The sequence below is a fragment of the Lysinibacillus fusiformis genome, from assembly GCF_003049525.1.
Lineage (GTDB): Bacteria > Bacillota > Bacilli > Bacillales_A > Planococcaceae > Lysinibacillus > Lysinibacillus fusiformis.
On record NZ_PYWL01000002.1, the window covers coordinates 696,409 to 709,919 of the forward strand.

The 13,511-nt window shown below is 34.6% G+C and carries 17 protein-coding genes and 1 pseudogene; 15 read left to right on the top strand and 3 right to left on the bottom strand.

What is annotated here, in order from left to right; all coding sequences use genetic code 11:
• Positions 1-2 precede the first annotated feature (2 nt).
• Together C9J29_RS08405 and C9J29_RS08410 are read left to right on the top strand one after the other, a co-directional pair.
• Complete coding sequence (locus C9J29_RS08405; RefSeq protein ID WP_107921923.1) at positions 3-764, top strand: response regulator; 762 nt, start codon at positions 3-5, stop codon at positions 762-764.
• Between the two features lie 234 nt (positions 765-998).
• On the top strand, positions 999-3,992 hold the full coding sequence (locus C9J29_RS08410) for an S-layer homology domain-containing protein (protein WP_107921924.1): 2,994 nt from the start codon (positions 999-1,001) through the stop codon (positions 3,990-3,992).
• Between the two features lie 183 nt (positions 3,993-4,175).
• On the opposite strand, the pseudogene C9J29_RS08415 reads toward C9J29_RS08410, so the two are convergent.
• A pseudogene (locus tag C9J29_RS08415) lies at positions 4,176-4,367 on the bottom strand (LysR family transcriptional regulator); the annotation flags it as partial.
• 406 nt (positions 4,368-4,773) lie between these two features.
• Here C9J29_RS08415 and C9J29_RS08420 point away from each other — a divergent pair.
• Positions 4,774-5,382, top strand: coding sequence for a YpjP family protein (locus C9J29_RS08420; protein WP_008175017.1), 609 nt, complete (start codon positions 4,774-4,776; stop codon positions 5,380-5,382).
• Positions 5,383-5,407: 25 nt separating this feature from the next.
• Here C9J29_RS08420 and C9J29_RS08425 read toward each other — a convergent pair whose 3' ends face one another.
• Both C9J29_RS08425 and C9J29_RS08430 read right to left on the bottom strand, forming a co-directional pair.
• Positions 5,408-6,586 carry a site-specific integrase gene (locus C9J29_RS08425; RefSeq protein ID WP_473808332.1) on the bottom strand — a complete coding sequence of 393 codons (1,179 nt, stop codon included), beginning with the start codon at positions 6,584-6,586 and terminating at the stop codon, positions 5,408-5,410.
• 347 nt (positions 6,587-6,933) lie between these two features.
• Positions 6,934-7,431, bottom strand: coding sequence for a helix-turn-helix domain-containing protein (locus C9J29_RS08430; RefSeq protein ID WP_164908697.1), 498 nt, complete (start codon positions 7,429-7,431; stop codon positions 6,934-6,936).
• 137 nt (positions 7,432-7,568) lie between these two features.
• Between C9J29_RS08430 and C9J29_RS08435 the strand changes: the two genes are divergently transcribed.
• From C9J29_RS08435 to C9J29_RS08490, 12 genes are all read left to right on the top strand, one after another.
• Positions 7,569-7,751 (top strand): hypothetical protein, encoded by a 183-nt coding sequence (locus C9J29_RS08435; protein WP_107921927.1) that lies wholly within the window; start codon positions 7,569-7,571, stop codon positions 7,749-7,751.
• 90 nt (positions 7,752-7,841) lie between these two features.
• Complete coding sequence (locus C9J29_RS08440) at positions 7,842-8,111, top strand: hypothetical protein (RefSeq protein WP_107921928.1); 270 nt, start codon at positions 7,842-7,844, stop codon at positions 8,109-8,111.
• Between the two features lie 214 nt (positions 8,112-8,325).
• The gene (locus C9J29_RS08445) at positions 8,326-8,700 is read left to right on the top strand and encodes a hypothetical protein (protein WP_107921929.1); all 375 of its coding nucleotides are present in this window, start codon (positions 8,326-8,328) and stop codon (positions 8,698-8,700) included.
• A 15-nt stretch (positions 8,701-8,715) separates the two neighbouring features.
• Entirely contained in the window at positions 8,716-9,330 is a 615-nt protein-coding gene (locus C9J29_RS08450; RefSeq protein WP_164908698.1) for a Rha family transcriptional regulator, read from the top strand.
• Between the two features lie 14 nt (positions 9,331-9,344).
• The gene (locus tag C9J29_RS24275) at positions 9,345-9,500 is read left to right on the top strand and encodes a DUF6906 family protein (RefSeq protein WP_164908699.1); all 156 of its coding nucleotides are present in this window, start codon (positions 9,345-9,347) and stop codon (positions 9,498-9,500) included.
• A gap of 111 nt (positions 9,501-9,611) precedes the next feature.
• Positions 9,612-9,818: a hypothetical protein gene (locus C9J29_RS08455; RefSeq protein WP_107921931.1), complete on the top strand. Its 207-nt coding sequence runs from the start codon at positions 9,612-9,614 to the stop codon at positions 9,816-9,818.
• A 96-nt stretch (positions 9,819-9,914) separates the two neighbouring features.
• Positions 9,915-10,343, top strand: a complete 429-nt coding sequence (locus C9J29_RS08460) for an ArpU family phage packaging/lysis transcriptional regulator (RefSeq protein ID WP_107921932.1) — start codon at positions 9,915-9,917, stop codon at positions 10,341-10,343.
• A 32-nt stretch (positions 10,344-10,375) separates the two neighbouring features.
• Positions 10,376-10,669, top strand: coding sequence for a hypothetical protein (locus C9J29_RS08465; RefSeq protein WP_107921933.1), 294 nt, complete (start codon positions 10,376-10,378; stop codon positions 10,667-10,669).
• Between the two features lie 640 nt (positions 10,670-11,309).
• On the top strand, positions 11,310-11,675 hold the full coding sequence (locus tag C9J29_RS08475) for a hypothetical protein (protein ID WP_107921935.1): 366 nt from the start codon (positions 11,310-11,312) through the stop codon (positions 11,673-11,675).
• 9 nt (positions 11,676-11,684) lie between these two features.
• A complete protein-coding gene (locus tag C9J29_RS08480; RefSeq protein ID WP_107921936.1) occupies positions 11,685-11,963 on the top strand; it encodes a hypothetical protein in 279 nt (92 codons plus the stop codon).
• Positions 11,964-12,040: 77 nt separating this feature from the next.
• Positions 12,041-12,712, top strand: coding sequence for a DUF2786 domain-containing protein (locus C9J29_RS08485; protein ID WP_107921937.1), 672 nt, complete (start codon positions 12,041-12,043; stop codon positions 12,710-12,712).
• Positions 12,713-12,751: 39 nt separating this feature from the next.
• The gene (locus tag C9J29_RS08490; protein WP_107921938.1) at positions 12,752-13,387 is read left to right on the top strand and encodes a hypothetical protein; all 636 of its coding nucleotides are present in this window, start codon (positions 12,752-12,754) and stop codon (positions 13,385-13,387) included.
• Positions 13,388-13,511 lie beyond the last annotated feature (124 nt).

Below are 13,511 nucleotides of genomic sequence, written 5' to 3' on the forward strand. Positions count from 1 at the left end.
CTATGTGGAAAATTGTGATGGTTGAGGACGAACAACCAATTTTAGACTTGCATAAGCGGATTTTAGAAAAAGACAATCTTTTTCATGTGATTGCTAGTTTTACATCGCCAGTTGAGGCGGCATTAGAGCTAACAAAAATTCAAGCAGATGCATTTTTACTAGATATTGAAATGCCAAAAATGACTGGATTAGATCTTGCAAAAAAACTGGTTGAAGAGGGAATTGATGTGCCAATAATTTTTTCCACAGCATATTCCCAATATGCTGCAGAGGCTTTTAGAGTTCAAGCGTTAGACTATGTGTTAAAACCGATGTCGCCAAATATGGTACATGGATTAGATGAACGTCTTTCTAAATACTATGGGATAAAAAAACAACGAAATCTCTCAAGACTAGAGGTACGACTGTATGGAGACTCAGAGGTTCGGATCAATGGTCAATCTCTAAAATGGCCAACAAAAGTAACAGAGGAACTGTTTTATTATTTGTTAGTCCATGAAGGAAAAATCGTTTCAAAATATCAAATAATAGATGATATTTGGACAAATCATGTAGAAAAGAGAGCTCTCGCGAATTTATATAATACCATCTACCGAATGCGCCAGCTATTTACGGAGCATAATTTATCAATCCAAATTGAACGCATAAATAATGGCTATGAGCTGAAAGCCAATGATGCAATTTTACGACTGCCAGCTACCAATGAAAAAGTGGTTCTTTTAGAAACAAAGGGCTATTTATGGGCTTATTCAAAAAACAACTGACTATTAAAGATTATTAAAACTCTTCTATCTAAATAAGAAGAGTTTTTATTTTTATTTGAGAGTTATTTGAGAGTGTGTTTTTTTATAATAACTATGTAATGAATCTGCGTTTAGTAGTTGGACTAGAAGAGTTTAAAAAGTATGTAAATACTTTTGGTTAGCTCATTATATAAAATGCAAAACCGGACATTATCCTATTAATTTTTATTCTATATTCGAAAAGGAGAGAAAGAAATGAAAAAAAGAAAAGAATTATTGATAATGACAATTTGTATGCTTTTACTTAGCTTGTTTCCTGTATATTCTGTAGGAGCAGAAGAATCACAAACTGAAGAGACGATAACGCCGGAAGAATCACAAACCGAAGAGACTTTAGCACCAGAAGAATCACAACCAGAAGAAACAAAAGCATCACAAAATGTTTCCTATGCAAGACATGAAAAAATTGGTGATGAGATCTTCCTTGGAGGAAAATATATTGAGATGGGGATTTCAAAAGGTGGTTCGTTTGGAACGGAAAGTGCAGCCCCAATAGGCTTCCATCCTACTGGACGTCCAAATTTAGGATTTACAGTGGATTCTGATGGCTTTGATAGTGGGGAAGCAATGAGCAGTGGCGATTATTTCTTACCTGGAAGTCCATACGAAGGATTTTATGTAGGTTATAAAGAAAGTGATGATAGCACAAAAGTATTTTTAAATGCAAATGCTTTAGGATCTAAGGAGATTCTAATGAGCACTAATGAAGATTTATCGACAGAAGATAATTTAGTAGCAAAAACGAGTGGGGTAACGTCTGATGGTGCATTAAAAATAGAACAAACTGTTTCATTTAAAGCAAATGATAAATTCTTTAAAGCCACAGTTAAAATGACGAATATGACAGATAGAGAACTTTTAGATGTACGTTATATGCGTTCTGTAGATCCTGATATTGACGCGGATAAAAATGATATATTTGATACTATCAATTCGGTTCCATTTAACTATCCGTATGATGGTAAATCTGTTGTATTATCGAAAGGTCCTATTACTGGGAATGCATTGATATTAATGTCTACAGATTCAAAATCACGCGCATCTATTAATAGTTCCAACCCATTTGATCCAACAGCATTTAATGATGGCGGTAAAGTAGCCGAAACAACAAATGATTCATGGGTTGGTTTAACTTTTGCTGTTGGTAAGATGATACCTGGTGAATCTAAAACAGTTGAGTATTTTTATAGTTTAGATAGCAATATTGAACAGACTTTAGAGGATGTTGAAAATAATTCAACACCAACTGTAAGCAATAATGCAACATTAAGTGACTTAACAGTTAACGACACAACTGTATCAGAGTTTGCATCAGAAAGGGAAATATACAACGTAGAATTACCAGCACATACTACTACGGTTCCGAAAGTAATTGCGACTGTTACAGATAAAGATAAAGCGAGTGCTGTTGTGACGAATGCAACAAGTTTACCAGGTACAACAACAATTGTTGTCACAGCAGAAGATGGGATTACAACAAAAACATATACAATTAATTTTACGGTTAAAAATATAAAACCAACTGTAAGTAATAATGCAACATTAAGTGATCTAACTGTTAACGCCACAACTGTATCAGAGTTTGCATCAGAAAGGGAAATATACAACGTAGAATTACCGGTACACACTACTACGGTTCCGAAAGTAATTGCGACTGTTACAGATAAGGATAAAGCGAGTGCTGTTGTGACGAATGCAACAAGTTTACCAGGTACAACAACAATTGTTGTCACAGCAGAAGATAGGATTACAACAAAAACATATACAATTAATTTTACAGTTGAAAAATCAAGTAGTGGCGGTGGTACATGGACGCCAAATACAAGCCCTCCAACAACTAATCTAAGCACGACAACAACGAAAATCCAAGTGGCATTAGAAATTGTTGGTGACAATCCACTTGAAAAAACAACAGTGGAAATTGAACGCACTAAGCATGCGAATGGTGAAGTAACAGACTTTGTGAACTTAATACCTATGCAAGCATTAGAAGCTGTAGAAAAAGCAAAACAAACTGGCAATAACATTGCACGTATCGTCATTCCTGATGTGAATGATGAAGTGGATAAAGTGACGATAGAAGTATCAAAACAATCTCTACAAACGTTACGTGACAATGGTTTATCACTAGAAATTTCAACAGAAAATGGTCAAATTGCGATTCCACATAGCTCTATGGAAGGCATTGACGACAACTTCTACTTCCGTTTAGTACCAGTGAAGAAGGAAAGCGAGCGTCAAGCGATTGAAGAACGCGCTAGAGTGGAGAAAGTTGTCCGTGAGACACTACAAAGCAACGATGTGCGTGTGGTAGCTCGTCCAATGACCATTGAAACGAATATGCCAAATCGTCCAGTACAAGTAACACTACCACTAAGAGATGTAAAGGTGCCAACAGAGGCAGCAGCACGTCAAACATTCTTAGAGCAACTAGTAGTGTTTATTGAACACTCGGATGGCGAGAAAAAAGTGGTCTTCCCTGAAGTCGTGACAATGGCAAAAGGTGAACTTGGCCTACGTTTCACTGTAGATAAGTTCAGTACGTTTACAATTATTCAATTTGAAAAGCCAGAGGTAAATAAGCACGAGGCATATATTAAAGGATTCCCAAATGGCACATTTGGTCCTGATAAGAATGTAACACGTGCACAAGTAGCCATCATGATGGCTCGTATTTTAGGCTATAAAGAAGGACAAACAGTGAGCAAGGCACCATTTAAAGATGTAGCCAAAGATCATAGTGCTGCAGGAGCGATTGCCTTTGTCAAAGAACAAGGCATTATGCATGGTGATCAACACGGTAACTTCCATGCAAATGCGAACATTACACGTGCAGAAATGGCAGCAGTCGTAGCCAACTATAAGAAACTTTTTGTAGAAGAAGGAGTAGCGATTACGTTCAAGGATACTAAAGGCCACTGGGCGCAGTGGATTATTGAAGCAAACCGCGCTGCAGGTATCATCAACGGTCTTGAGAACGGAAGCTTCGTACCAAATGCAGCTTTAACACGTGCACAAGCTGTCGTGATGATGAACCGCATGTTTGAACGAGGTCCATTACACGGCGTCACAAAACCAAGCTTCCCAGATGTCAAAGCAACACATTGGGCATTCAAGGAAATTGAAGAAGCAGCGAATGCTCACTCTTATATGATCGATGAAGATGGGAAAGAACAGCTTTCAAAATAATAAAAGATAGACGCAAACACCTCATGTATGGGGTGTTTGTTTATGTTTAGAAACAGTTTAGCTTACTACCCTAAGTTATAAGTAAGATTACTTCAGTTAAAAAGAGCAAAGTTTTTCCTCATTCTTTTTCATCTAATTCTCTGTTTCATCCCAAAGAAAAAGTGTTTTTTTATATTGATGCTATAATTTTTCTCCATATCTTGTTAATTTTACTCCCTTTGAATTTCTGATAAACAGTTCTTGGTGATAATGTGATTCAATCTTTTTTATTTTTGCAGTCATATTGGGTTGAAGGTGATTTAGTTCAATTGCAGCTCCTGAAATGCTTCTTAACTCCGCCACCATAACAAATGCTTTCATGTTTTCTATATCCACTTTGAGTTAATACGTATTACTAAATTAAAAATTTTGCTTACACGCCGCCAAGAATTATTAATAATATTAGCCCCAACTTTGTACATTATTTTGCGTTAATATGCATTGTAAAGAAAAATGAAAAACCCCAAAAGACTGCATATAACAGGCTTCTGAGGGCTTAATAAAGTGCTTATTACAAAATAAAAAAATTAGTCCGTGAAACATAAAGATGATAAGTAACCTAACATTAATAAAAGTCCAATACCCATTACGATGCTCATGCTTTGTACCTCCTTTAAAAAACCGACACATTATTCATAAATATTGTACAATGAATTATAGAAATATGAAACCTTTTAATGGCGAGAACGTATATAATAATAGGAGAATTACCAATTTGTACATAAAGAGTAGGTGATACTAAATGAAAACGTGGGTTAAAAAAAGTATTGTCATAATGGTTGCGTTTTTAACATTTGGTTTAATTACGCCAACGCATGAAATATGGGAAGCATTCGATCAAAATCCTTCGAATCGTGCATCTATCGGTCCTGCATCGGGGACAAGCACAGCTCTAGCTGCTGAGCCTGATTATAGTAGTGACGAGCAGGTTCATATCCAAGAGGAAGAAATTGATTATAATGCCTTGCTTATGGATGCAGCGAGAGAGCAATCATACATAAAGTTTGGTACTAAAATTGGTCCTAAAATTAGCCATGAATTTGACAACATCATCTTCCCAAAAATGGAGGAGGCGATTGCCATGACTGTCGCTAGTTTGGACGAGCAATCCTTAGCATCTTTAACCATCTCTGAAAAGCCAAGTGGTAATTATGGTGAGAAAATTTTCAATGTAATCAATAACGATACAGGATCAGATGTCATCCGCTTCCATGTACGTACTGAAAAAAGACCTCAGGAAGGCTATTATTACAACTTCCACTATCACAGCGTCGAGGACGACTTCATGGCACACTATAATCTAGGCGATATTTACTGGGAAAAAAACACACCACCGAAGTGGTTGTCATGATATATAAGGGTTTTGGGGCTGTCTCTTAGAGATTAGCCCCATTTTTAGCCCCAATTTCTATAGCACGGTCAAAAGTGTCTATAATTTTATCTTCCATTTCTCTCAATACATGACCGTAAGTTGTATGAATCATTTCTGGTGTGTTACCTAATCGTTCAGCAATAGCTTTGACGGGCACACCGTCATTCATTAATATAGTTGCATGTGAGTGTCTAAGAGAATGTATTGTACATTCTTTTAACCCAGCACGTTGAACAATTCTCTTAAATCCTTTGTGTAACGTTGTTAATGGCATTGGTATCATACTTTCCAAAGAGTGAAATACAAAAATTTTGTCTTCTAGTTTTTTTCCGAAAGTTAGTAATTTTTCTTTGATTACTTTTTGATAACTATTTAACTGTTCAATTACATTTTTACCAACTTTGATTTTGCGTTCACTATTTTTTGTTTTAGTGGTCCCTGTTCCGAATTTAGTTCGATTTCGGTTAATACTAATTGTTTGCGCTTCAAAGTCAATATCTCCCCATTGGAGGCCTAATGCTTCACCTTTTCGCATTCCTGTAAATGAAAGTAACAGTAAAATTGAATAGTAAGTTTCATCTTCATGCTCTTTTGTGTATGCTAGCATTGTACTTAGTTGATCAGATGTTAGAACTGTTATCTCTTTCTCTTTGTTTCGAGTAGAGGGCAAGCTTACCCCTCTAAATTTGTTTCGAAGAACTATCTCTTCATCAACTGCAGCATTAATAGCGATTAAAAAGATTGAGTGAATTAGTCGAATTGAGCTAGGTTCATATTTCTCTTCTAAGGCATTAATTAAACTTTTTTGGTATGTTAATCTGTCTAGCTTTTGTAATTTATAATGACCAATTAACGGTTTTATATTAAGCCTTAAAATGATTTCACGTTGTGTTATCGTTGCAAGTTTCCATTTTTGTTTATTGGATTCAAACCAAATATCTAGCCATTGAGTTACAGTTAGGTTATCATTTTCTATAAGTTTTGTTTCACCACGCAGGGTTGAAGCCTTTACTTCCAATAGGGCTTTCAATGCTGCTTTTTCTGATGTAAAACCACTTTTTTTCTTCTCTTTTCGTTTCCCATTAGAATCATAATACTTATGCCGAAACATCCACAGCTTTTCTTCTTTTGCATTGATGTAGTGATATATTTCTGGTTCTTTTGCAGATTTATATAACTTCACTTTAACCATTCCTTTCATGGCTTGGCGGCGTGTGTACAGGAATAGGTAAGTTAATCAATCTTGGTATTCAAAATCATCTACTATTTCGTTTGCTTTGTCTATAATATTTTGAATGTCGTCAATTTTTTTCGTTTATTTTGGGGGCCATGTATTTAGTTAATAATTATTAACAATACAAAGGTGTCGTTATAAAAATAAACGTAATAAATAATCAATTTGTTTTACAAATTTAATTCATTACGAACTTCTTCTTGTTTCTTTTCTGTCAGTAAGTCAAAATACCTCAGATATGTTAAAAATGTAGGGATTCGCCAAAAATGGCGAGTCCCTTTATTTTTTATTGATTTCTAACTGGATTCTCTTCTTTCTGGCTTTTGTGATGCTAATAATGTTTCCCCCCTTTTCTCAGCCTCTAGTTCTTTACGAAAGGCTGCCACTTCAGTTTCAATTTCAGGATCAATATTATCTTCAATAGTAGCTACAGTTTCATCATGATTAGGTTTAAAAATAGCTTCAAGTTCTGCCATTAATTTTTCACGTATATTACGATCTAAATTCATATAACTTTGCATAATTCTGATTTCTAAGTCAGTGAGATTACTTTTTTTTGCCTGTTCATCTAATGAAAATGTATTTGATGCCATGAACATTTCACCTTGACCAGTTCGTAACCAGGTTTCGTTCACATTAAATATATGACACATTTGTGTAACATAAATATCTCTAATTGTTCGTTTACCATTTTCCATCAATGTTAGAGCAGATTGAGAAACACCAATTTTGTCACTAAATTCTTGTTGATTTAATTTTAGTGTTTTTCTTAAAAATTTTAACCTTTCATTCACGGTATACACCCTCCTTTAAAATAAAGAATAACTTTTATTTTATGACAATGCAATAATTTATAAGTTAATATATTGATTAAATAAACACTTTGTAATAATATAAAAATACAAAGTCATAAAAATGGGTGGTGAGATTGATGGTCGATTTGATTTTAAATGTTGAAGCTAAACCTTCTTTTGAACGTATGGTGCGTTTATTAGGCAATTTAACAGAAGAACAACAGCGTTCAATTGAAAATTATATTAAGGGTTATGAAGCAGGCATTCAGGCTGGTATTCAAGTAGGCAAAGCTGTTGAAACACAAGAGTTTCAAGTATAAATAAGGAATCAATGGTGGGATACATAGAACAGGAAGGCATGGAAGATTAGCGGGATGAAGACAATTAACTGTGTGATTAGGGGGGAGAATATGATACCAACAAGTATTGAAGTATCACTTGACAAACAAGCCATTCGAAAATATATAGAGAAATGGCTTGATGAAGAGATACGAGAAGTATTATGGTTAATAGATTTGCAAAAGATGTCAGAGCTAACGAATATGTCACCAAGATTTTTAGAAAATGAGATTGTACGTGATGCGCGTATGCGAGCCATTGAGATTAAAAAGCATCGCAAACGTTGGTGGCCGTATCAAGAGGCATTTGAAGTTGTTCGAGAAATTACAAATGGTTGGTAATAAAAATTCAAATATACAGCTTGGTGGCGTACAGAAACTTGGAAGAGGAATTGTTTGAAGTAATTATTAGCATTTATGAAACTGATTTCTGTAACAAATAAAAGTGCCTTACTGTTTTTTTGTATCATTCCCATCTCAGAACTCATAAGGAGTGTTCTTGTGAGTTCAATGATGCGAGTCTCACATAACAAAAATTTTGAAAGTAGGTGAAGAAATGAATACGAGGTTAGTAGAAATTAAAGCCTTCATCCAAGGAGTTTTACATGTACAGCAGGATTTCGAGGATCATTTTAGGACCAATCAAGACGTCTATTATTTCAATCTCAATCCACGTTTTGTGAGGTTGCAACAGGATCTACAGACGGAAGCACTAAAAGTAGGCATTATCAGTATTTCTAAAGATCAACATAATACAATTGGCAATGTTTTGCTCACAAAAGAGGCTTTTAATGCCATTACAACAAAGGACCAGCAACAGCCGTGGTTTGTAGATACTAAAAATTGGGTTACTGAACATTATAAAGTCACAATCGATGGAATCGAAATGTGGAATGTAGATTGCAGACAAATAGAACAAACTTGTCCATAGAAAGGAGCGTTGATTTTGACTTTACAACAATTGCTGGAAGGGCAACAAGGGATTGTTTATGTGAGTGATAATAAAGCTTTTACAGATAGTCGGATCATTGCAGATGTTTTTCAAAAAGGGCATGACAAGGTTTTACGCGATATTCGTAACTTAAAGTGTTCAGAAGCCTTTCGCCTCACCAATATTGGTGAGGCGGATTATCTAAATGGTCAAGGGCGAAAAATGCCTATGTATGTCTTAACATTTGATGGATTTGTTATTTTGGCTATGGGTTATACAGGTGAAAAGGCAATGCAATTCAAAGAACTTTACATAGCCGCATTTAATCACACACATCAATTACTAGCTAATCGACAAAATACTTTGCTCTTTATTGAACAGCAAGCTATAAGTAGTGCTGTAAAAGAGAGAATATCTATTCTTTATCCAAATCTATCACCACTTGCTAAGAGAAAATATTTTTCTACTTTATATAAGACTCTGAGGGAACAATTTCAAGTGTTGTCCTATAAAGATATTCCAAGGAGCTCATTTGCTGAAGCATTGGCAATTATTCATAATTGGGAACCACCAAAATTGGGGAGTCCCCAAAAAATTAAAGAGATTCAGGATATTGAATATACCGAATAAAAGGGGGGTGTCCAATGAAGAATGGTAAAAAATTAACAGTCTCGCAACGTCAGCATCTTCAATCATTGGGGTTAGATCCGAATGATTGGCTACTCAGCAAAAAAACGAATGTTGAATGGGTAATAGTCGAACGTAGTTCTGGTAGAGCACAGGTTATTACTGCGCCTTAACAATGGGAAGGTGTGAGGAATTGTTAGATGTATTGTGTTTTCTCATAATTTTAATCTGTTGTTTTTATTTATATTTAATATAAAAAGTAAAAAGTTGGGAGAGTTAAATATATGCCCGAATCAAAAAAAGGTACGCTCGTTTCATTAGTGACAATGACATTTTCAGATGGAATGGTCCATAAGGTGGGTTTTGTCGTTTCCAAACGTAGAAGACATGGGGATTTGACAAAAGTCATACAGCAAACAGCAGCTATTAAGCATAGTAGTTTATCAAGGTATGGACAATCCTTATTTGATGCATGTTTTAAAGATTGGTAGTGTGCTAGACACATCATAAACGAGTGAGGAACTATAAAGCTTAGTTTTAAGTATTCCACTTACTACTAATTTTTAAGGAGGGTTGTAACTGCTGAAATGGCTAATCGAGAAGATAAAGAAGAGTTAATTAAATGGGTACTTGATAAATGTTTTCAGAAGTATTTTGAAATGGCGTTACAAGCTAATGCTAGCCATTTACCTAGCATGACTAGTCGCTGGAGCGATACACCGGGTGATTCTGGAGGTTTTCATAGCTCTACCGAATCGGCAGCAATCAAAAGAGCTTCAGCAACTGAATGGATTGAAGCTTTTCATTCGAACTTAGAGTGTCTGCCAGAATTACATCGTAAGCTTATTCAGATTAAATATTTATCAAAAAGCTCTGATGGTAAATATCTAAATGATGACTTTGTCTACGCAGAACTGAGCTTAAGTCGCTCTGTCTATTATCGTTTAAAAAAAGATGCACTTTATTGGTTAGGACTTCAACTTGCTGATGATTCGATTATCCGAAGTGAGTATTGATGACAAGTACACATTTATAAAGGGTGGAGTATATGAAAATAAAAGCAAGCCTAATAATTTTGGGGTTATCATCTCTATTTTTCCTTAGTGGATGTGAAGAGAAAGAAGATAAAGAAGAAAAAATATCAGTAACTTTTCTTCAAGTAGCAAAACAGGATGATGAAGCATCAATTCTTGCAGACGATACCAATAAGGTTTATTACAAAATGATGATTAACTCCTATGAGTATAACCATTGGAACATAGAAGAAAATACGCTGTTAGAAGATCTTGCTGTAAAAGAAGATTCAACCATATCTTTTCCTTTATCTAAAATACCATTTTAAAAAATAAAAATCGATAATAAATGGTATACAATTGATGAATTTGATTATTTTGAGGAAGAAAATATGTAGAAGTGAGGTACCTCAAATACTTCAGTAATGCAGTATCAAAAGGAGAGTAGCAATGTTTCAACGATTTTTTCGTAGTCCAATACCAGAAAATCCTATTATGACGTATCAGTGTTTAGGTGATGAGAGAATCTACCACCCCTCAATAGCTGATGTAACGTACATAAAATCGTACTTAGAAAGGTCACAAAAAATTTATCTTATTACTCGTAGCGAGTACAGCGATTTATTAATGGGAAATTTGACAGGGGTTTCTACCAATCAGGAGGTCTTTACCCATATTTTTTCTATTATGACGCAATAAATTGAAATATCGATTATTCAATTTGAGTCGGCTGTTTTGCCATCTCTTAATGTATTCAAAGACTTTGAACGGTCTGACGATTTGCAACGATCTCTAAGTGCTATGACAGACCGTAATTACTATCAGTCACTTGCTTATTTATCAGACTACCTACTTCTTCATAAGAAAGAAGAAGATCCTTTGGACTTTATGGAAATTCATATACTTTATATTTTTGTGAACTGCATTTTAAATAACACTTTATGACATAAAAGCAAAGGGGGAAAACAAATGAACTCAGTAGATGAAAACGGACAGATACTTTTTGTGGATGCTTTTGATAGAACTTCCAATGCCCTTGTCATTGGAAAAGTGGGGAAAGGTGCAGCCTTTCATTTGAGAAAAACGTTTTTTGACTCTTTAAATATTGTGCCAATTCCATTCAATCTTTGTGTCAGTGGAGAAATGGGGACAGGCTGTAGAGAATTACAACTATTTCTCCCTGCTCCAAAGAATCAAAATAACCTGTTTCCTAGAGTATTAACCTTCCAAGAAGAAATGGTATCGATACTACAAAATCATCAAAAAAAATTACGACACAATCACTATTTAGCACAAAGAGAACTTTATCGAAATATCTTTGGATTAATGAGGTGAGGTGACGTAATGACACATTTTGAAGCAATGGAAGCATTAGGACAAGTCACAATATACGATGTATTAGAAAAAGATGAAAAAGATCAACCAACATTTATTGTCGGTGACAAGGTACATGTTGCCATTACACCAGAAAGTGATTATGAGGCATATACGTATTTAGAAGCTTACTGCCCAATTGTTTTAAAGAAGCCAGGGGAGATTGAGGAGATTTTACCTAAAAATCAATATAGGGTCAACTTTGCTGGACAGGTGCAAATTATGCGAGCGCATGAATTAACAATTTGAAAGATTAAAAGCTGAACAGGGGACATTAAATTATTTAGTGTTCCTCATTAGGTTTTTAAATATAAAAGGAGGTTCTAATGAAGTTGAGCGAATCTATTAAAATCAAAATTCAAAAACTACTCACTTTAGCAAAAGATGCTACGGATGAAGAGTCACAAACGGCTATGTTACAGGCAAGAAAGCTTATGTTGAAACACAATATTCAGGAATCAGAACTTATTTCTAGTCATGTAAATAATAAAACTGTAGTTAATGAAAGAGTTTACAGAAATAAATTAATTTGGTGGCATAGAAGATTGGCCCAAATTATTGGCCGGCATTTTAGATGCAGCTACTACAGAAATACAATAGATTCTTATCAAGCAGAAATTCGTTTTGTTGGTTTAGAAGAAGATGTACAGATTGCTGTAATGATTTACAACTTTGCTAGGGCATCTATTCATTACCATTCTAAAGCTTTTTTACTAAGGCCAGAAATCAAAAGAAAATGGAAAAGAAAACATCAATTCAAAAATGATTATATTGAGGGCTATCTTGCAGGATTAAATCGAAAATTCTTAGAACAAAACAAATCAGAATCATTGGAGCTTATAGTTGTCCAAGATCCATTAGTAATTCAATATTATAATTTGCTTTCTTTAACTTCTCTTAATATACCTTCACCAAAGAAAGCTGGTGATGATGTAGCTTGGCGGAATGGCTACAACGATGGGAAAAAGTTTGAAAGTGGACGAGAAATGATTGAATAAAAAAATCAAAAAAATTATTTCATCAAGGAGGGGAAAACGTTGAAATGGGGTACTAAAAGGTGGCTATACCAATACAATAGTCGTTTGGGAGAGATAGTTTCAACTATATTAATACCAGTTTGTTTTCACTTATTCTTACTTATAGGTGGGGTGGGTACCTTATTTATAACCTTAATAGAAGTGATAAAAGGTGAAGCACCTATCAGTATCCGTAATTATGTAATGGGTTTATTTATTCTTGATGTATCACTTTTATTTATAGGTGTTGTATTTCCTTATAGGTTAGAACTTATAGCTAAACATCATTCTTTTAAAAAAATACCGGTACTTAAAAAATTAAATACAATTAAAGAGTTTTTAGAAAACAGAGATTTCATTTTGAGAGAACAAGATCTAGATAAAATAGAGGGTTCTTTTCTAGAGGAACATAATTATCCAATTACGGAAAAGACCGTTAAGCATTACGAAATAGAAATTGAGCATATCTGTGAAATCATCAAAAATCAAAAAAAAGTTGAATTAGCAATGGTTGAACATGCAGCTTTAAGAGCAAAAGAAATAGCGAAGGAAATAGCTGAGAGCATAGAAAGGGATGAAGATGCCCGTATCCATGCCATTAAAACAAGAGAAGCAGAAATTGCTCAGGAATGGACTGAAGTTTATTTAAAAGATTAAAAGCTGAACAGGGAACATTAGATTATTTAGTGTTCCTCATTGAGTTTTTAACTAATGAATTTAAAGGAGGTTCTAATGATGTTAAGTGAAGAAACATTAAAAAAATAGGGTTCATAGCAGCATA